Source organism: Schumannella soli (genome assembly GCF_006517435.1).
Classification (GTDB): domain Bacteria; phylum Actinomycetota; class Actinomycetes; order Actinomycetales; family Microbacteriaceae; genus Schumannella; species Schumannella soli.
Window position 1 is genome coordinate 299,385 of sequence record NZ_VHQG01000001.1, and the last position, 17,485, is coordinate 316,869.

A 17,485-nucleotide genomic window follows, 5' to 3' on the forward strand; every position below is an offset into this window, starting at 1 on the left:
TTCCTGGGACCTCCGTCGCTCCAGCGCGACCGACAGCCCGAGCACGGCGACCCAGCCCAGTCCGATCGTCGTCGCCGTGAACTCGAAGCGGCTGCCCATCCACGAGTAGAAGCTCAGCACCGACATGAGCCCGCCGACCGCGGCGATTCCCGCGACGGCGATCGCCGACACCCGCGACAGCACCGCCAGAACGGGATGCCCGAGCGCGAATCCGCACTGCAGCATCGCGACCGCCGCGGCGCCGAAGGCGATCACCGCGGCGGAGGTGTGCGTGAAGTCCTGCCAGGTGAACAGCGGCGAGCCGGGTGCCGGCACCGGGCAGCCGGCCGTGCACGGCACCTGGGATGCCAGCAGGAAGAAGGCGCACGACACGAGCAGCGAGACGGTCGGCGTCCAGCGCCGCAGCAGGCGCGCCCGACTGCGGATGCCGCGGCAGGCGATCGCCACGAGCGCTCCCCCGGCGACCAGCAGCAGCAGTGCGACGCGGAACGCGGCCGCGGTCGGCATCCCGTCGGCGCCGAGCTCGCTGACGTAGAGGTCGTGCGGCAGGCTCAGCCGCGCGGTCCATATGACGGCGAGAGCGGCGAGAGCGAGCAGCGCGCCGGCCGCCGCGATGATCCGGCGCGTGATGCCGCGGCGAGCGACTCCGCGGGCCGCGGAGCCGTCGGTCACGGCGTCGTCCGCGCATCCCCCTCGGCCGCCGGTGACGGCACAGTCGGTGCCGCCGCGGGCAGCGGCCAGCGACCGCCCTTGCGCGACACCCAGATCGCGCCGGCGCCGACGAGGCCGATGATCGCGGCGATCAGCACCATGTAGAGGAACACCGTGAAGTACCCCTCCGGCGCCGTGTTCGGGTTGAGGAACGGGTACGGGTACCAGTAGTCGCGGCCCGTCACCCCGTCGACGACGAGGGGTCCGCGGATCATCGTGTACACCGTCCAGACCAGCGGGAAGGCGATCACGACCCAGATGGTGGTCCACTTGAGCGGACGCCGGCCGGGCGCGAAGAACCAGTCGAGGATGACGAGCACCGGCGCGACGACGTGCAGCACCTCGTTCGACCACGGCACGGTGCTGCCCTGCGGCAGCTCGATGCCGCGCAGCAGCAGGTTGTAGACGATGCCCGTCGTCGCCATGTAGGCGGTGACGCTGCCCCGGAAGACGCCCCACGCGGCCGCGTCGTCGCGCTTCAGGACGAGGAAGACCGCGCCGACCAGGAACGACACGACGCTGAGCAGGTTCGAGTCGATCGTGAAGAAGCTGAAGAAGTGCGCCGTCTGATTCGGCACATCCTTCACCGGCACCTCGGCCCAGACCTGCAGGCTCAGCATCAGCTGCGCGACGATGGCGGCGATGATCGCCGCGGCTCCCGCGATCCGCACCACGATGAACAGCGCCCGCATGCCGGCTCCTCAGGGTCGAGTGCGGCCCGAGCGTGACGGGCCTGTTCAGGAGGTTAGGGCATGCCGCGGCGGGGCGGACAGGGTTTTCCACCCCGGTACATCGCCGAAACACCGGCGGAACATCGGTCCGGTTCACTGAGGTCACGGTCGGCGGCGCTCCCGTCGCGACCGCGCGAGGCAGGGAGGCCGAGTGAGCAGGATGCGCGCCATGACGTTCGCCACCGCGGGAGATCCGGACGTGCTGCGGCTCGAGAAGATCCCGATGCCGGTGCGCACGAACGCCGAGCTGCTGATCAAGGTCGTCGCCGCCGGGGTGAACCCGATCGACGCGAAGACGCGCGCCGGGCGCGGGGCGTTCGGCGCGATCTCGAGCTTCCCCGCCGTGCTCGGCAACGACTTCAGCGGCATCGTCGTCGAGTCGCCCTACGAGGCCCACGCGCTGCAGCCGGGCACCGAGGTCTACGGCATGGGGATGGTGCCGCGGCTCAGCGGCGCCTACGCCGACTACCTCACGGTCACCGAGCTGAGCGTCGTGCGCAAGCCGCCGACGCTCTCGCACGTGGAGGCGGCCGCAGTGCCGCTCGCCGCGCTGACCGCGTGGGGCATGGTCGTCGACACGGCGCGGGCGCACGAGGGCCAGCGGATGCTCATCCACGGCGCCGCCGGAGGAGTGGGCCACCTCGCGGTGCAGCTGGCCTCGTATTTCGGCGCGCACGTGATCGCGACCGGCTCGACCCGCAACCTCCGCTGGCTGAGCGACCTGGGCGCGGCGGAGGTCGTCGACCACAGCACGCAGCGCTTCGAGGATGTCGTGGGCGAGGTGGATGCGGTCATCGATCTGGTCGGCAACGTGCACGACGACACGGCGTCGCGGTCGTTGCGGGTGCTGCGGCCGGGCGGGATCATCGTGAACGGCCCGACGGGATCGTGGCCGACGATGCGCGAGGAGGCCCAGGCGGCCGGCGTGCGCGCGACGGGATACCGCGTCGCCCCCGACGGCGCGACGCTCGCGATCGTGACGCGGCTGATCGAGTCGCGCGATCTGAAGGTGTTCGTGGATGCGGTCTACGACCTGCCCGACGCCGCCGAGGCCCACCGCGTGATCGAGCGCGGGCACACGCGCGGCAAGCTCGTGCTGCGCGTCTGCGACGGCTGAGCGCCCGCATTCCGCGGGAGGCCTTGACGCGCGTCACCGTACGGACCTATATTCAACTCATCGGTTCTGAACCGATTGGTTGATCGACAGAGGGGCGAGGATCGGATGGCCGATGACCAGCTCAGCCGCACCTTCGCGGCCCTCGCCGATCCGACCCGCCGCGACATCCTCGCCCGCCTCTCGCGCGGACCGGCCACGGTCGGCGAGCTCGCCGAGCCCTACGAGATGAGCTTCGCGGCCGTCTCGAAGCACCTCCGTGTGCTCGAGCAGGCCGGTCTCGTGACCCGCGGCCGGGAGGCGCAGTACCGCCCCGCCGCGCTGGATGCCCGCCCGCTGCGCGACGCCGCCCGCTGGGTCGGCGACTACGAGCGCTTCTGGGCCGACAGCTTCGACGCGCTCGGCGACTACCTCGCCGGGCTCGCCGCGAGCGCGACCGCGGGCGCCGGCGAGGCCGCCCCGAGCATCCCGACCACCCGGAAAACGCAGACCACCCAGAACACCCAGAACACCGACACGAACGGATAGGACCCATGGCCGACCTCACCATCACCCGCACCTTCCCCTTCGCCCCGCAGCTCGTCTGGGACGCCTGGACCCAGCCGGAGCACTTCGCCGCCTGGTTCGGCGGCGACCAGGTCGACGTGCCGGCCGAGACGCTCGACTACGTCGCCGAGCTCGGTCGCAGCTGGAAGGCCGACATGGTGCTGCCCGACGGCACCCGCATCCACTGGGTCGGCGAGTTCATCGAGGTGGACGCGCCGAAGCACCTGCGTCTGACGATCACCGACCAGCCCGACAGCCCCGAGCGCTCGCACCTCATCGTCGACTTCGCCGAGGTCGACGGCGCGACCGAGGTGACGATGACGCAGTCGCCGATCCCCGAGGGCGCCGAGGAGGCGCTGCTGCAGGGCTACGGCCACTTCTTCGACACGCTCGAGGCCGAGCTGGGGCGCATGGCCGCGGCCTGACCTCCCCTGCCCACGCAGGATCGCCGCGCGATCCTGGTCTCGCCGCCCGATCTCGTGCCGTGATGCCGGGATCGCGCGGCGCCCCTTCTTCGACCCGATCGTCAGTCGGCGTTGTGCGAGAACGCGGCGTCGAAGGATGCCGTGGGCAGGTCCCACAGCAGCCCGCGCACGAAGCGCTGCGCCTCCTCGGCGCCGACGAGGCGGTCCATCCCGGCGTCCTCCCACTCGACCGAGATCGGTCCCGCGTAGCCGACGCGGCGCAGGGTGCGAAAGGCGTCCTCCCACGGCACGTCGCCGTGCCCGGTCGAGACGAAGTCCCAGCCGCGGCGCGGGTCGCCCCAGGCGAGGTGCGAGCCGAGGATGCCGGCGCGGCCGGAGCCGTCGCGCATCCGCGTGTCCTTGCAGTCGACGTGGTAGATGCGGTCGGCGAAGTCGACGATGAAGTCGACCGTGTCGATGCCCTGCCACATCATGTGCGAGGGGTCCCAGTTGAAGCCGAACGCCGACCGGTGGTCGACCGCCTCGAGGGCCCGCTGGCAGGTCCAGTGGTCGTAGGCGATCTCCGACGGGTGCACCTCGTGGGCGTAGCGCACGCCCTCGCCGTCGAAGACGTCGAGGATCGGGTTCCAGCGGTCGGCGAAGTCCTCGTAGCCGGCGTCGATGACGTCCTGCCCGACCGGCGGGAACATCGCCACGTACTGCCAGATCGACGAGCCGGTGAAGCCGGTGATGACATCCACGCCGAGCTTGCGCGCCGCCTTCGCGGTCAGCTTCAGCTCCTCGGCGGCGCGCTGACGCACGCCCTCGGCCTCGCCGTCGCCCCACACCTTCGAGCGCAGCAGCGCCTTGTGACGGAAGTCGATCGGGTCATCGCACACGGCCTGCCCGGTGAGGTGGTTCGACAGCGCCCACGTCTTCAGGCCGTGCTTCTCGAGCACCGCGCGACGCCCATCCAGGTAGCTCGGATCCTCGTCGGCCCGCCACACGTCCAGGTGCTCGGCCGAGCAGGCGATCTCGAGCCCGTCATAGCCCCACGAGGCGGCGTGACCCGCGACCTCGTCGAGGGTCAGGTCGGCCCACTGGCCGGTGAACAGGGTCACGGGATGCGTCGTCATGCGATGCGGTCTCCTTCCGGGCGCACGCCCAGCTCGAGGGGGATGGGGCCGGGGGCCACCCGCTCGTCATTGAGCAGACAGGCGACCTGGCGCTCGGGCTCCGCGGCGCCGAAGCGCGTCGGGCCGAGGGCCGGGTCGGTGAGCTTGCACTCGTCGAAAGCGTAGGGACAGCGCGGGTGGAACTTGCATCCTGTGGGCAGGTTCACCAGATCCGGCGGCGAGCCGGGGATGCCGGCGAGGTCGCGCTTGGGTCCGCGCAGCGGCGGGAAGGAGTGCAGCAGTCCGGCGGTGTAGGGGTGCCGCGGCATCTTGTACACCTCCTCGCTCGAGGCGTCTTCGACGATGCGGCCGGCGTACATGATCGCGATGCGGTCGGCGAGCTCGAGCAGCAGCGAGACGTCGTGCGTGATGAAGATCACGCTGAAGCCGAGCTCGTCTTTGAGCTGCATGATCTGCTCGACGATCTGGCGCTGCATGACGACGTCGAGAGCGGTCGTCGGCTCGTCCATGATGACGATCTCGGGCTCGAGCGCGAGCGCCATGGCGATCATGACGCGCTGGCGCATGCCGCCCGAGAGCTGGTGCGGGTACGAGCCGAGACGGTCTTTCGGGATGCCGACCATCTCGAGCAGCTCGAGGGCGCGCGCGCGGGCCTGCTCGCGCGCATCCCGGGTGCGGGGCTTGTGCGCGAGGATGCCGTCGACCAGCTGACGGCCGACCGTGTAGACGGGGTTGAGCGAGTTCATCGCGCCCTGGAACACGATCGCCGTGTCGCGCCAGCGCTGCGCCCGCAGTTCGGCGTCGTTCATGCGCAGCAGGTCGCCGCCGTGGCCATCGCGGGCCGAGGTGAAGGTGACCGAGCCGCCGGTGATGACGCCGGGAGGCGGCAGCAGACGGGTCGCGGCGTAGGCGAGCGTCGACTTGCCGCATCCGCTCTCGCCGGCGAGGCCGAGCACCTCTCCCGCGTGCAGCGTCAGGTCGACGCCCTGCAGCGCGTGCACCGCGTTCTGGTCGTAGCCGTAGTCGACGCTGAGGTCGCGGATCTCGAGCACGGGCTTGCGCTCGCGCGGCGGGGTGGCGGCGGCGGCCGCATCCAGCAGGGTCATCGGATGTCCTTCCCGCGGTAGACCGGCGTGAAGCCGATGCGCGCACGGATCTTCTTGCGGCGCAGCACCCCGGCATTGGCGGCGGTCGAGCGCAGTCGCGGGTTGACGAACTCGTCGATGCCGAAGTTGATGAGCGTGAGCGAGGTGCCGACGGCCGCGATGCAGAGGCCCGCGGGCACGAACCACCACCACGCGCCCTGCACGAGCGCCTGCGAGCTCTGCGCCCAGAACAGCACGGTGCCCCAGTTCCAGTCGCTGATGCTCGTGACGCCGATGAAGGCGAGCGTGACCTCGGAGAGGATCGCGAAGATCACGGTGCCGATGAAGCCCGAGGCGATGATCGCGGTGAGGTTCGGCATGATCTCGAAGAACACGATCCGCCACAGCGGCTCGCCGTTCGCGCGCGCCGCCTCGACGAAGTCGCGCTTGCGCAGCGACAGCGTCTGGGCGCGCATGACGCGCGCGCCCCACGCCCATCCCGTGATCGCGATGACGAAGGCGACCGTGAGCCCGCCGGCGCCCGGCAGCAGCCCCGTGATGATGATGATCAGCGGCAGGGCCGGGATCACCAGGAACACGTTCGAGACGAGCGAGAGGATCTCGTCGCCGATGCCGCCGATGAAGCCCGACACGACGCCGACGATGACCGAGATCAGCGTCGCGACGATGCCGGCGGTCAGGCCGACGAGCATGACGCCGCGGGTGCCGACGAGCAGCTGCGACAGGATGTCCTGCCCCGTCGCGGTCGTGCCGAGCCAGTGGGCGGGCGACGGCGGCTGGAGTCCCTCGGGCGTGACGGTGTCGGGGTTATAGGGCGCGATCCATGGCCCGATGATCGCGAGCAGGATGAAGATCGCGAGCACGACGATGCCGACCATCGCCTTGCGGTTGCGCAGGATGCCGAACTGCACGCGGCGCCCGCGCTTCGACCGCACGGCGACGGCGGTGAGCGTGGCGGTCGAGGTGGGATCGGCGGCGACCGGGTCCAACTGAACGGACATCCCTCAGCCCTCCTGTCGGGTGCGCGGGTCGAGCACGGCGTAGGCGAAGTCGGCGACCATGTTGGCCACGAGCACGCTGAGGGTGATGATCAGGAAGATGCCCTGCATGAGCGGGTAGTCCTTCGAGCTGATCGCCTGGAACAGCGTGAAGCCGATGCCCGGGTAGCTGAAGACCATCTCGGTCACGAGCGTGCCGCCGACGATGAAGCCGAGGCTGAGCGCGAAGCCCGAGATGCTCGGCAGCACCGCATTGCGGGCCGCGTAGCCGAACATGACCTTGCGCTCGCTGAGGCCCTTCGCCTGCGCGACGGTCACGTAGTCCTCGCTCGAGACGGTCACCATCATGTTGCGCATGCTGAGGATCCAGCCGGCGATCGACGAGATGACGATCGTCAGCGCGGGCAGGATGCCGTGATAGATCGCCGAGCCGATGAAGTCGGCGCTGAAGTCGGGGATGAGCCCGCCCTCGTAGCCGCCGGAGGCCGGGAAGATCGGGATGATCACGGCGAAGAGGCTGATCGCGATGAGGCCGAGCCAGAAGTAGGGGATGGCCGAGAAGAAGTTCGCGACCGGCAGCAGGCCGTCGGCCCAGGTGCCGCGCCGCCAGCCGAGCCCGACGCCGGCGAGCGTGCCGAGGATGAAGCCGAGCACGGTCGAGATGCCGACGAGCAGCAGCGTCCACGGCAGCGACTGGCTGATGACCTCGCTCACCGGGGTGGGGAAGTAGGTGAAGGAGATGCCGAAGTCGCCCTTGAAGAGGCCGGTCCAGTACTTCACGTAGTCGTCCCAGAGGCTCGACTTCTCGTCGAGGCCGAAGAGCACGTAGAGCGACTGGATCGCGTCGGTCGAGAGTCGGCCCTGGTACTTGTTGATGAGCGACTGCACCGGGTCGCCGGGCAGCAGGCGCGGGATGAAGAAGTTCAGTGTGACGGCCGCCCAGGCGGTGATCACGTAGAAGATCACGCGGCGGATGAGGAACTTCATGCGACCGCTACCCCATTCGTGATGCCGGCGGCGACGCCGGCGCCGAACGCGGCGGCGCGCTCCTCGGCGCGGCCCTCGTCGTAGAGCCAGCACGCGGCCTTCTGGCCGTCCTCGAGCTCGAACATCGGCGGGCGCTCCTGGCGACAGACGTCCATCGCGAAGGGGCAGCGCGGGTTGAACCGGCATCCCGTCGGCGGGTCGATCAGGCTCGGCGGCTCGCCTTTCGCGGGGCGCTCCTCACGACCGGCCAGCTGGTCGGCGTCGGGGGCGGAGGCGATGAGCAGCTGCGTGTAGGGGTGGCGCGGGCGCTGGGTGACCTCTTCGCTGGGGCCGCGCTCGATGACCTGGCCGGCGTACATGACGACGGTCTCGTCGGCGAAGTAGCGGGCCGAGGCGATGTCGTGGGTGATGTAGAGGATCGCGAGGTCGAGATCGCTCTTCAGCCGCTGCAGCAGGTTGAGCACGCCGATGCGGATCGACACGTCGAGCATCGACACGGGCTCGTCGGCGAGCAGCGCCTTCGGGGTGGCGCCGAGCGCGCGGGCGATCGCGACGCGCTGCCGCTGACCGCCGGAGAGCTCGTGCGGGAACTTGGCGAGGTAGCGCTCGGCGGGGCGCAGCTCGACCTGCTCGAGCAGTCCGCGCACCTTCTGGTCGCGCTCGGCGCGCGACAGGCCGGGGTTGTGGATGCTGACCGAGCGGGTGAGCACGTAGCCCACGGTGTGCACCGGGTTCAGCGAGGCGAAGGGGTCCTGCAGGATCATCTGCACGTTGCGCACGTAGCGCCGGAAGCTGCGCCCGAGACGCACCCGCACCGAGCTGCCCTGCAGCAGCACGTCGCCGGAGGTGCGCGGCAGCAGCTGGGCGATGAGCCGGGCGACGGTCGACTTGCCCGAGCCGGACTCGCCGACGAGCGCGACGACGCTGCCTGCATCCAGTCTCAGGTCGACGCCTTCGACGGCGTGGACGACCTTGCCGCGCGAGCCGCGGCCGCGGACGGGGAAGTGCTTGGTGAGGGCGACGGTCTCGATGACCGGCACGCGCGCGGCGGCCGACGGGGAGTCGGCGGCGGCGGGTGCGGCGGAAGACGGGTCGCCCGACGTGGGGGTTGTCATGGCATCCTCTGAGCGATTCGGAGCTGACGGCAGTGCTCCCGGAGAAGGAGCAGGGAAGTCGGATGCGGGGCCCGGCCCGGTGGTTCGAACCGGGCCCCGCATGTGGTCAGGGAAGGCGGTTCAGACCTACTTCTTGACCGGCTCCAGCTTCATCAGCACCTGCGAGATCGAGGGCTGGGTCGGCTGCGACACCGCGTACGGGTCCTTCTCGTCGGGCCATCCGGTGAAGTGCTTCGTGGAGTACTCCGCACCCATCGGGCCGGCGGCGACCGGGATGGCCGGCACCTGCTCGACGAAGATCTTCTGCAGCGTGTTCATGGCCGTGGTGCGGGCCGCGTCATCCGTCGTGTTGGCGTAGTCCGCGAGCGCCTTCGTCGCCTCGGGGCTGTCGAAACGCCCGAAATTCCAGTTCGCGGTGGTACCGATCGGCTTCAGCTGCGTGCCGTCCATGATGTTCGAGTAGATGTCCCACGGGGTCGCACCCGTGTTCGTCCAGTGCAGGGTCGCCTGGAAGTCGCCGTTCTGCACGGCGGCGGTCCAGTTGTCGACCGTCGCGGTCTCGACCTTGGCGTCGATGCCGATCTTCTTGACGTTGTCGGAGATGATCTGCAGCGAGGCGAGGTAGTCCGACCAGCCGGCCGGGTCGACCAGGGTGAAGGTCACCGGGTTGCCGCTCGGGTCCATGAGCTTGTCGCCCGAGTAGGTGTAGCCGGCGTCGGTCAGCACCTTCTTGGCGCCGTCGACGTCGATGGTCGCCTTCTTGTCCTTGTACTCCGGGGCGGCGAAGCTGTCGCCGGCCGGCGAGGGCAGACCGTTCACGTTGTCGACGAGGCCCTTGAAGCCCGAGTAGCCCTGGGTGTTGATCGACTGGCGATCGACGACCATGTTGACCGCCTTGCGCACGGCCACGTTGTCGAAGGGCGCCTTCGTGGTGTTGAAGAACAGCGCGTCGATGCCGAGGCCGGTGGGCTGCCAGTTCTTGTTCGTCTCCGACTTCGACACGTAGGTCTTCTCGATGTCGGGGATGAAGACGTAGCTCCACTGCGCCTGACCGTTGAGCAGCGCCGTCAGCATGGCGTTGTTGTCGGTGTAGGAGGTCCAGCGCACCTCGGGCACCTTCGGCTTGCCGCCCCAGTAGTCGTTGTTCGGCACGAAGGAGATGGCCTGCTGCGTCCAGGCCTTCAGCGTGTACGGGCCGGTGCCGACGGGCTTCTGGTTGGCGTCCTTCTCGGGGTCCTTGATCTTCGACCAGATGTGCTCGGGCACGATGAACTGGTTGATGACCTTGGTCTGGTTGACGAACTCGGGCACGTCGAAGCTGAGCTTGACGGTGTCGCCCGAGACGCTGATGTCGTCGAAGGGCAGCGCGTTCGCGTTGAAGGCGTCGTACTTCTCGAGCATCTTGAAGGTGTAGGCGATGTCGTCGGCGCTGAACTTCTCGCCGTCGGACCACTTGACGCCGTCGCGGGCGGTGATCTCGACCGACTTGTAGTCCTCCGACCACTTCCACGACTTGGCGAGCCACGGCACCGGGTCGCGGTCGGGCAGCGTCGGGTTGATCTGGGCGAGGGGCTCGTACATCATGCCGCGGTAGCCGAGCACGACGGCCGACGAGGTCGGCGCGAAGGGGTTCGAGTTGTTGCTCTGCGGGCCGTTCGGCATGCCGATGGTGAGCACGTCGCCACTCGACGCGCCACCTCCCGAGCATCCGGACAGGACGGCGAGGGTGGCCGCCGCCGTGACGGCGGCGGCGAGCTTCGCCAGCATCGATCGTTTCACTGTGTGCCTCCTTGCACGGTGTGGTGGTGCCGCGCGAGGTGCAGGTGCGCGGGTGGAGCCGATGTCGCTGATGTTGCGGGGGTGGATCTGGTCGTGCGGGGTCGTGCGGGTGGTGGTGGTGTCCGCGTCGCCGGCGACGTCGCCGGTGCGCGGTCGGCGCCGCTAGGCGGGGGCGTTCGCGCCCTGCCGTCCGGCCGCCCCGACGACCTCGTCGGGGACGTTGCTGACGACGATCGCCCCGCCCTGTGCGGCGCTGCGCTCGATCGCATCGAGCACGCGCTGCACGGCCAGGCCGTCGCCGAAGTCGGGGGTGATCGCATCCGCGTTCTCGATCGCGGTGAGCAGGTCGCGCACCTCGTGCACGAAGCTGTGCTCCCAGCCGAGGATGTGGCCCTGCGGCCACCAGGCGTCGAGGTAGGGATGCTCGGGCTCGGTCACGAGGATCGTGCGGAAGCCCTGGGTGGTGATCTCGTCGGAGAGGTCGAGGAACTGCAGCTCGTCGAGGCGCTCGAGGTCGAAGCGGATCGCGCCGCGGTCGCCGTAGATCTCGATCTGCAGCGCGTTCTTGCGTCCGGTGGCGGTGCGCGAGACCTCGAGGCTGGCGCGGGCGCCGGTGTCGAAGGTCAGGGTGGCCCAGGCGGCGTCATCGACGGTGACGCGCTCGAGGCCGTTCTCGCCGCGCCGCTCGGGCGTGAAAGTCGCGGTCTGCGCCGAGACGCCGACGACGGAGGCGCCGCTGAGCGCGAGCAGCTGGTCGACCGCGTGCGAGGCGAGGTCGCCGAGCGCGCCCGAGCCGGCGGTCTCCTTGCGCAGGCGCCAGGTCATCGGGGCGTCGGCATCCACCAGCCAGTCCTGCAGGTAGCTGGCGCGCATCTGCCGGATCTGTCCGACGCGGCCCGCGGCGACGAGCTGACGGGCCAGCGCGAGGGCCGGAACGCGCCGGTAGTTGAAGCCGACCATCGCGATCGCGCCGCTCGTCTCGCGCGCCTCGACGGCGGCCGCGGCCATCCGCTCTGCCTCGTCGAGGGTGTTCGCGAGCGGCTTCTCGACCAGCACGTGCTTGCCCGCGGCGAGCGCGGCGATCGCGACCTCGGCGTGCAGGTGACCCGGAGTGCAGATGTCGACCACGTCGATGTCGGGGCGCGCGATGACCTCGCGCCAGTCGGTCGCCGTCTCGGCCCAGCCGAGCTCGGCGGCCGCCGCCTGGACCCCCGCGGCATCCCGGCCCACGAGCACGGCGCGCTCGAAGGCGGGCACGTCGAAGTAGGCGCCCACCTGCCGCCAGGCGTTCGAGTGCGCGCGGCCCATGAAGGCGTAGCCGATGAGGGCGACGCGCAGCGGGCGGCCGGAGCTGCGGGGGATCAGCGACATGCGTGTGCTCCTCGACTCAGAGCGTCTCGGCGGTCGGGTCCCAGTCCTCGGGCAGCGGCGGGATGGCCGCGACGCTGCTCTCGAGGTCGACGAACCGCTTCTGGTCGATCGACTCGGTGATCGCCGTCATGGCGTCGACGACGTGGAAGGCCTGCTCGCCAGGGGCGCGATGCGGACGGTCGGCGCGGATGGCGCGGGCCAGCTCGAGCACGCCGGTGCCGCGGCTGTCGGTCGAGCCGACCGAGGGCAGGGTGCGCCACTCGTCGTCATTCCGGCCGCGGATGCCGATCTCGCCGTCGAAGGTGTTCGGGTCGGGCACGCTCAGCACGCCCTCGGTGCCCGTGATCTCGACGAGCGGCGGGCGGCCCGAGAAGGAGTCGAAGCTCAGGATCGACTGCGACGTCTGGCCGCTCGCGAACTCGGCGATCGCGCTCACGTGCGTCGGCACGGTCACGTCGAACTCCTCGCCCGCCTTGGGGCCCGAGCCGATCGTGCGGGTCAGCCGCGAGCGGCTGCCGAAGGCGCCGACGCGCGAGATCGAGCCGAAGAACTGCACGAGCGCCGTCAGGTAGTACGGGCCGATGTCGAACAGCGGCCCGGCGCCTTCCTGGAACAGGAAGGCGGGGTTCGGGTGCCAGGCCTCCGGTCCGGGGCTCTGCATGAGGGTGAGCGCCGACTGGGGCTCGCCGATGTCGCCGCGCTCGAGCATGCGCCGGGCGGTCTGCAGTCCGGCGCCGAGGAAGGTGTCGGGCGCGCATCCCAGTCGGATGCCCTTCGCCGCCGCGAGGGCGAGCAGCTCCTGGCCGCTCGCGCGGTCGGTCGAGAACGGCTTCTCGCTCCAGACGTGCTTGCCGTTGTTCACGGCCTGCGTCGCGACCTCGACGTGCGCGGCCGGGATCGTGAGGTTGACGACGATCTCGATGTCGGGGTGGTTCAGCACCACGTCGGGCGAGCCGTGCTCGGCGATGCCGAACTCCTCGGCGCGCGCCTTCGCCGCCTCGGGGAAGAGGTCGCCGACCGCGTGCACCTGCACGTCGGGGAACCGCGTCAGGTTGCCCAGGTACTCCTTGCTGATGACACCCGCGCCGATGACGCCGACGCCGACCTTGCCGCTGCCGCTCACTGGGCGGCTCCGTCCGTGCCGCGCGTGCCGGCCGTCTGGCCGAGCTCTTCGGTGAGGTAGCGGAAGCTCTCGATGACCTCGTCGAACATGTCGCCGCCGGCGTGGTCGTCGAGCTCGACGACCGGGGTCGCGTGCGGGGCCGCGGCGAGGATGTCGGCGATGGGGATCTCGCCGCGTCCGGCGGCGGTCTGGGTCGTCACGTCGTCGACGCGCGGGCCGTCCTTGATGTGCAGGAACTGCACGCGATCGCCGAGGCGGCCGAGCAGCTCGGCCGCGTTCACACCGCCGATCTCGGCCCAGTAGGTGTCGACCTCGAGCACGACGGCCTCGTGCAGCGCATCCGCGAAGACCTCGAGCGCGGTGGTGCCGTCGATGCGGCTCTGCAGCTCGTGCGCGTGGTTGTGGTAGCCGATGCGCAGGCCGAGATCGTGGGCGGGGCCGACGAGCGCGTTGAGCTTGGCGGCGGTCGCGAGCACGTCCTCGCGGGTCTGCCACTTCTCGGGGCCGACGTAAGGGTCGATCACCGTGGGCACCCCGAGGCGCTGCGCGACGGCGAGCACCTGGTGCGCATCCACGTCGTCGCCGACGAGCCCGTTGTGGGCGCTCGAGATGCCGAGGCCGGAGGCGGGCAGGGCGTCGGCCAGCGCATCCGCGAAGTCGACGATCGCGAAGGGCTCCACCTGCGTGAAGCCGATGTCGGCGAGGCGCTGCAGGGTGCCGGGGGTGTCGGCGGCGAGCGCGTCGCGCACCGTGTAGAGCTGGACGGAGAGGGGCTGAGCCACGGGGCGGTTCTCCAGATCGTCGATCGAGCGGGGGAGGTCGACGCGCGGCTGAGGCGCTCCCGGATTCCGGGTCTCGTGCTCGACGTCGTCGTCGACCTGATCCCGACGCTAGCCGGACTTCTGTCGACGGTCAAGCAGAAGTGCGTCGGATGCTGGCAGACATCTGTTCGACGATTCGCAGATCTGCTTGACTGTGCCGCATGAGCATCAGCACGCGACCGGCATCGGGGCCGGGCGCCGCATCCGGCAGCGCCGGGACGGCGGGCGCTGCGGGCTCGGGTACGCCCGCCTCCGGCGCGGGCGAACTGCTGCGGGTGCTGCGCGACGGCACCCCGCGCACGCGCGCCGAACTCGCCGAGCAGCTCGGCGTCGCCCGCTCGACTCTCGGCCTGCGCATCGACGCGCTGCTCGACACCGGACTCGTCGGCCCCGGCGACGACGGCGTCTCCACCGGCGGGCGCCCGCCCAGCCGCATCGCGCTGCGACCCGACGCCCGCGTCGTGCTCGCGGCCGACCTCGGCGCCGGCCACGCCCGCATCGCCCTCACCGACCTGCTCGGCGTGACGCTCGCCGAGCACAGCGCCGACATCCGCATCGCCGACGGCCCGGATGCGGTGATCGCCTGGGTCGCCGATCGCGCCGAAGAGCTGCTCGCCGAGCTCGGCCGCACCCGCGACGACCTGCTCGCCGCCGGCATCGGCGTGCCCGGACCCGTCGACCACGCCAGCGGCCGCCCGGTCAGCCCGCCGATCATGCCCGGCTGGAACGACGTGGATGTGCCGCGCCTGCTGCGCGAGCGCCTCGACGTGCCCGTCTTCGTCGACAACGACGTGAACCTCGCCGCGCTCGGCGAGCGCACGCACGCGCATCCCGACGTCGACGATCTGCTCTTCGTCAAGGTCGCGACCGGCATCGGACTCGGCCTCGTCGCCGACGGCCAGCTGCGCCGCGGCGCCCAGGGCACCGCCGGCGATCTCGGCCACGTGCGCGTCGCCCGCGGCGCCGGGGTGCGCTGCACCTGCGGCAATGAGGGCTGCCTCGAGGCGCTCGCCGCGTGGCCGGCGATCGCCGCCGCGCTCGCCGCGGAGGGCGTCGAGGTCGGCAGCGCGGGCGATCTGCTCGCGCTCGTCGAAAGCGGCGACGTGCGCGCGGTCGCCGCCGTGCGTCAGGCCGGACGCGACCTCGGCGAGGTGCTCGCGACCTGCGTCAACCTGATCAACCCCTCCGTGATCGTGATCGGCGGATCGCTCGCCCAGATCGGCGAGCAGCTGCTCGCCGGCGTGCGCGAGGTCGTCTACAGCCGATCCACCCCCGCGGCCACCGCCGCGCTGCAGATCACGCTCTCGCAGACCCGCGAGCACGCCGCCGTCTACGGCGCCAGCATGCTCGCGATCGACGCGGCGCTCTCGCCCGACGCGGTCGAGTCGCTCGTCCGCGCCTGAGCGCGACGCCCCGCGAGCGCGGGGTGCCGTTCCGAGCGCGGGGCGTCGACACCCCGCCGTCAGAACGGGACACCGCGCTCGCGGCCATCCTCGGATCAGGTCAGAGGGTCAGCGCCCGCACGAAGTCGTTCTCGACGCGGCCGCCGAGACGGAAGGTCTTGCGGCCGGCGATCTCGAAGCCGTGCTTGCCGTAGAAGCGGTTCGCCCGGGCGTTCTCGTCGTTGACGCCGAGCCAGACGCTCGACACCCCGCGCTCGCGCGCCGCCGCGATCGTCGCCGTCATGAGCTCGCCCGCGACGCCGGCGCCGTGATGACCGGGATCCACGTAGCACTTGCTCAGCTCGATCGTGGGGCGCACCGTCACGGCGGCCGCGACATCCGCATCCGCCGGATCGCCCGCGACGAGCATCGTGTAGCCGACCGCGCGACCGTCGGACTCGGCGAGCAGGATGACGTGGTCGGCATCCGCGAGCCAGCCGGCGAAGGCCTCGCGCGTCAGCACCGTGTCGAGGTGCCGCTGGATCTCCTCGGCGGGCGCGTCCTCCGGGCAGGCCAGCGGGAAGGTGAGCACGGCGACGCGGTGCACCTCGTCGAGGTCGGCGGGAGAGGCACGGCGGATCACGAGCGGCACGCGGTCAGACTAGCGACGTCGCGCTGATGACGCTCCGCGCGCATCCTGCCCGCGCCCAGCACATCCACGGCAGGATGGGACGGTGCCCGGCACGACGGTCTTCGAACGCTACCCGCCCAGCGACGCCGTGCTCGACGCCGCCCTCGCCGACACCCGGCTCGCGCCGCTCTGGCTCGACGTGATGCCCGCGCGACGTCCGCGCCCCGAGCTGGTCGGCGACGCCACCGCCGACCTCTGCGTCGTCGGCGGCGGCCTGACCGGCCTGTGGACCGCCGTGCTCGCGGCGCAGCGCGAACCCGGGCGCCGCATCCTGCTCGTCGAGGGCAAGCGGCTGGGATGGGCGGCCTCGGGTCGCAGCGGCGGCATCGTCGACTCGCGGATCGCCGGCGCGCACGCGGCGCAGCGCTGGCCCGACGATGCGGCCGAGCTGCAGCGTCTCGGCCGGGCGAACCTCGACGCGATGGAGCTCGACGTGGGAGCGCTCCGCCTCGACGTCGACTGGCACCGCAGCGGCGAGCTGCTCGTCGCCGCCGAGCCGCACCAGCTGGCGCAGCTGCGCGGCGGGCACCGCAGTCCGGATGGCTCGCTGCCCGACACCGTGCTGCTCGACACCGAGGAGGTGCGGGCCGAGATCGACTCCCCCGGCGCGCTCGGCGGCACCTGGCGGCGGCGGGATGCGGCGACGCTCGATCCGGCCCGGCTCGTCGTCGAGCTGGCGCGGGTGGCCCAGGATCTCGGCGTCGAGATCGTCGAGAACTCGCCCGTGCGCGCCCTGATCGACCGCCCCGACGGCGTCGATGTCGTGACCGCCGGCGGCCGCGTGCGCGCCGACTCCGTCGCGCTGGCGACGAGCGCGTTCCCCTCGCTGCTGCGCCGCACCCGCCTGCTGACCCTGCCGGTCTACGAGTACGCGCTCGCGACCGAGCCGCTGTCGCCGCGCCGGATGAAGACCCTCGGCTGGCAGCAGCGCCAGGCCCTGCGCGGTCTCGGCCGACGCGCGCACTGGATGCGCCGCTCGGGCGACGACCGCGTCGTCTTCGGCGGCTACTTCTCGCAGTACCACTACGGCGGGCGACTGCGCGCGGCCCACGAGGACCGCCCCGACCTGCACCGCGAGCTCGCCGCGCACCTGCTCACGACGTTCCCGCAACTCGAGGGCGTGCGCTTCAGCCACCGCTGGGCCGGCGCCGTCGATCGCGACACCCGCGGATCCGGCCACTACGGAACGGCCCGCGAGGGGCGCATCGCCTACGCCGGCGGCTTCAGCGGCACCGGGCTCGGCACGGCGCGCTTCGCGGGCGAGGTCATGCTCGACCTCATGTCGGGTCAGCGCACCGAGCGCACCGCCCTCGGCGTCGTGCGCGAGAAGCCGGCGCCGTTCCCGCCGGAGCCGGCCGTGTTCGCCGCGATGACGACGGCACAGCGGGCTCTGAACCGCGCCGATCACCGCGGTGGCGCGCACGGTCCGCTGCTGCGCGCGCTGCGCGCCGTCGGCCTCGCGCCGTAGGC

17 protein-coding genes are annotated in these 17,485 nt (G+C 71.3%); 5 read left to right on the plus strand and 12 right to left on the minus strand.

The annotated features are described in order from the left end of the window. On the minus strand, positions 1–672 hold a 672-nt coding region (locus FJ657_RS01300; RefSeq protein WP_181408822.1), incomplete at its 3' end, for a DUF998 domain-containing protein. Then, entirely contained in the window at positions 669–1,403 is a 735-nt protein-coding gene (locus FJ657_RS01305; RefSeq protein ID WP_181408823.1) for a Pr6Pr family membrane protein, read from the minus strand. The genes FJ657_RS01300 and FJ657_RS01305, both read right to left, overlap by 4 nt. 199 nt (positions 1,404–1,602) lie before the next feature. Between FJ657_RS01305 and FJ657_RS01310 the strand changes: the two genes are divergently transcribed. From FJ657_RS01310 to FJ657_RS01320, 3 genes are all read left to right on the plus strand, one after another. Further along, positions 1,603–2,559, plus strand: coding sequence for an NADP-dependent oxidoreductase (locus tag FJ657_RS01310; RefSeq protein WP_141161887.1), 957 nt, complete (start codon positions 1,603–1,605; stop codon positions 2,557–2,559). Positions 2,560–2,664: 105 nt separating this feature from the next. Then, entirely contained in the window at positions 2,665–3,084 is a 420-nt protein-coding gene (locus FJ657_RS01315; protein ID WP_141161888.1) for an ArsR/SmtB family transcription factor, read from the plus strand. 5 nt (positions 3,085–3,089) lie between these two features. Further along, a complete protein-coding gene (locus FJ657_RS01320) occupies positions 3,090–3,527 on the plus strand; it encodes an SRPBCC family protein (protein WP_141161889.1) in 438 nt (145 codons plus the stop codon). Positions 3,528–3,628: 101 nt separating this feature from the next. On the opposite strand, the gene FJ657_RS01325 is transcribed toward FJ657_RS01320, so the two are convergent. From FJ657_RS01325 to FJ657_RS01365, 9 genes are all read right to left on the minus strand, one after another. Beyond that, positions 3,629–4,642, minus strand: coding sequence for a sugar phosphate isomerase/epimerase family protein (locus FJ657_RS01325; protein ID WP_141161890.1), 1,014 nt, complete (start codon positions 4,640–4,642; stop codon positions 3,629–3,631). Continuing rightward, positions 4,639–5,748, minus strand: coding sequence for an ABC transporter ATP-binding protein (locus FJ657_RS01330; protein WP_219995837.1), 1,110 nt, complete (start codon positions 5,746–5,748; stop codon positions 4,639–4,641). Before FJ657_RS01330 ends, FJ657_RS01325 begins: the two co-directional genes overlap by 4 nt. Further along, positions 5,745–6,749: an ABC transporter permease gene (locus FJ657_RS17155; protein ID WP_141161891.1), complete on the minus strand. Its 1,005-nt coding sequence runs from the start codon at positions 6,747–6,749 to the stop codon at positions 5,745–5,747. Before FJ657_RS17155 ends, FJ657_RS01330 begins: the two co-directional genes overlap by 4 nt. 3 nt (positions 6,750–6,752) lie before the next feature. Next, positions 6,753–7,733: an ABC transporter permease gene (locus FJ657_RS01340; protein ID WP_141161892.1), complete on the minus strand. Its 981-nt coding sequence runs from the start codon at positions 7,731–7,733 to the stop codon at positions 6,753–6,755. Next, complete coding sequence (locus FJ657_RS01345) at positions 7,730–8,848, minus strand: ABC transporter ATP-binding protein (protein WP_141161893.1); 1,119 nt, start codon at positions 8,846–8,848, stop codon at positions 7,730–7,732. Before FJ657_RS01345 ends, FJ657_RS01340 begins: the two co-directional genes overlap by 4 nt. 126 nt (positions 8,849–8,974) lie before the next feature. Continuing rightward, entirely contained in the window at positions 8,975–10,627 is a 1,653-nt protein-coding gene (locus FJ657_RS01350; RefSeq protein WP_255447071.1) for an ABC transporter substrate-binding protein, read from the minus strand. Positions 10,628–10,789: 162 nt separating this feature from the next. Next, positions 10,790–11,998, minus strand: coding sequence for a Gfo/Idh/MocA family protein (locus tag FJ657_RS01355; RefSeq protein WP_181408824.1), 1,209 nt, complete (start codon positions 11,996–11,998; stop codon positions 10,790–10,792). Between the two features lie 16 nt (positions 11,999–12,014). Next, positions 12,015–13,121, minus strand: coding sequence for a Gfo/Idh/MocA family protein (locus FJ657_RS01360; RefSeq protein WP_141161894.1), 1,107 nt, complete (start codon positions 13,119–13,121; stop codon positions 12,015–12,017). Continuing rightward, on the minus strand, positions 13,118–13,903 hold the full coding sequence (locus tag FJ657_RS01365; RefSeq protein WP_141161895.1) for a sugar phosphate isomerase/epimerase family protein: 786 nt from the start codon (positions 13,901–13,903) through the stop codon (positions 13,118–13,120). The genes FJ657_RS01360 and FJ657_RS01365 overlap by 4 nt, the downstream gene beginning before the upstream one ends. A 200-nt stretch (positions 13,904–14,103) precedes the next feature. Between FJ657_RS01365 and FJ657_RS01370 the strand changes: the two genes are divergently transcribed. Then, a complete protein-coding gene (locus FJ657_RS01370; RefSeq protein WP_141161896.1) occupies positions 14,104–15,345 on the plus strand; it encodes an ROK family protein in 1,242 nt (413 codons plus the stop codon). A gap of 100 nt (positions 15,346–15,445) precedes the next feature. Here the strand turns inward: FJ657_RS01370 and FJ657_RS01375 are convergent, their stop codons facing one another. Next, positions 15,446–15,976, minus strand: coding sequence for a GNAT family N-acetyltransferase (locus tag FJ657_RS01375; RefSeq protein ID WP_141161897.1), 531 nt, complete (start codon positions 15,974–15,976; stop codon positions 15,446–15,448). An 82-nt stretch (positions 15,977–16,058) separates the two neighbouring features. Between FJ657_RS01375 and FJ657_RS01380 the strand changes: the two genes are divergently transcribed. Then, positions 16,059–17,483: an NAD(P)/FAD-dependent oxidoreductase gene (locus tag FJ657_RS01380; protein WP_219995838.1), complete on the plus strand. Its 1,425-nt coding sequence runs from the start codon at positions 16,059–16,061 to the stop codon at positions 17,481–17,483. Positions 17,484–17,485 lie beyond the last annotated feature (2 nt).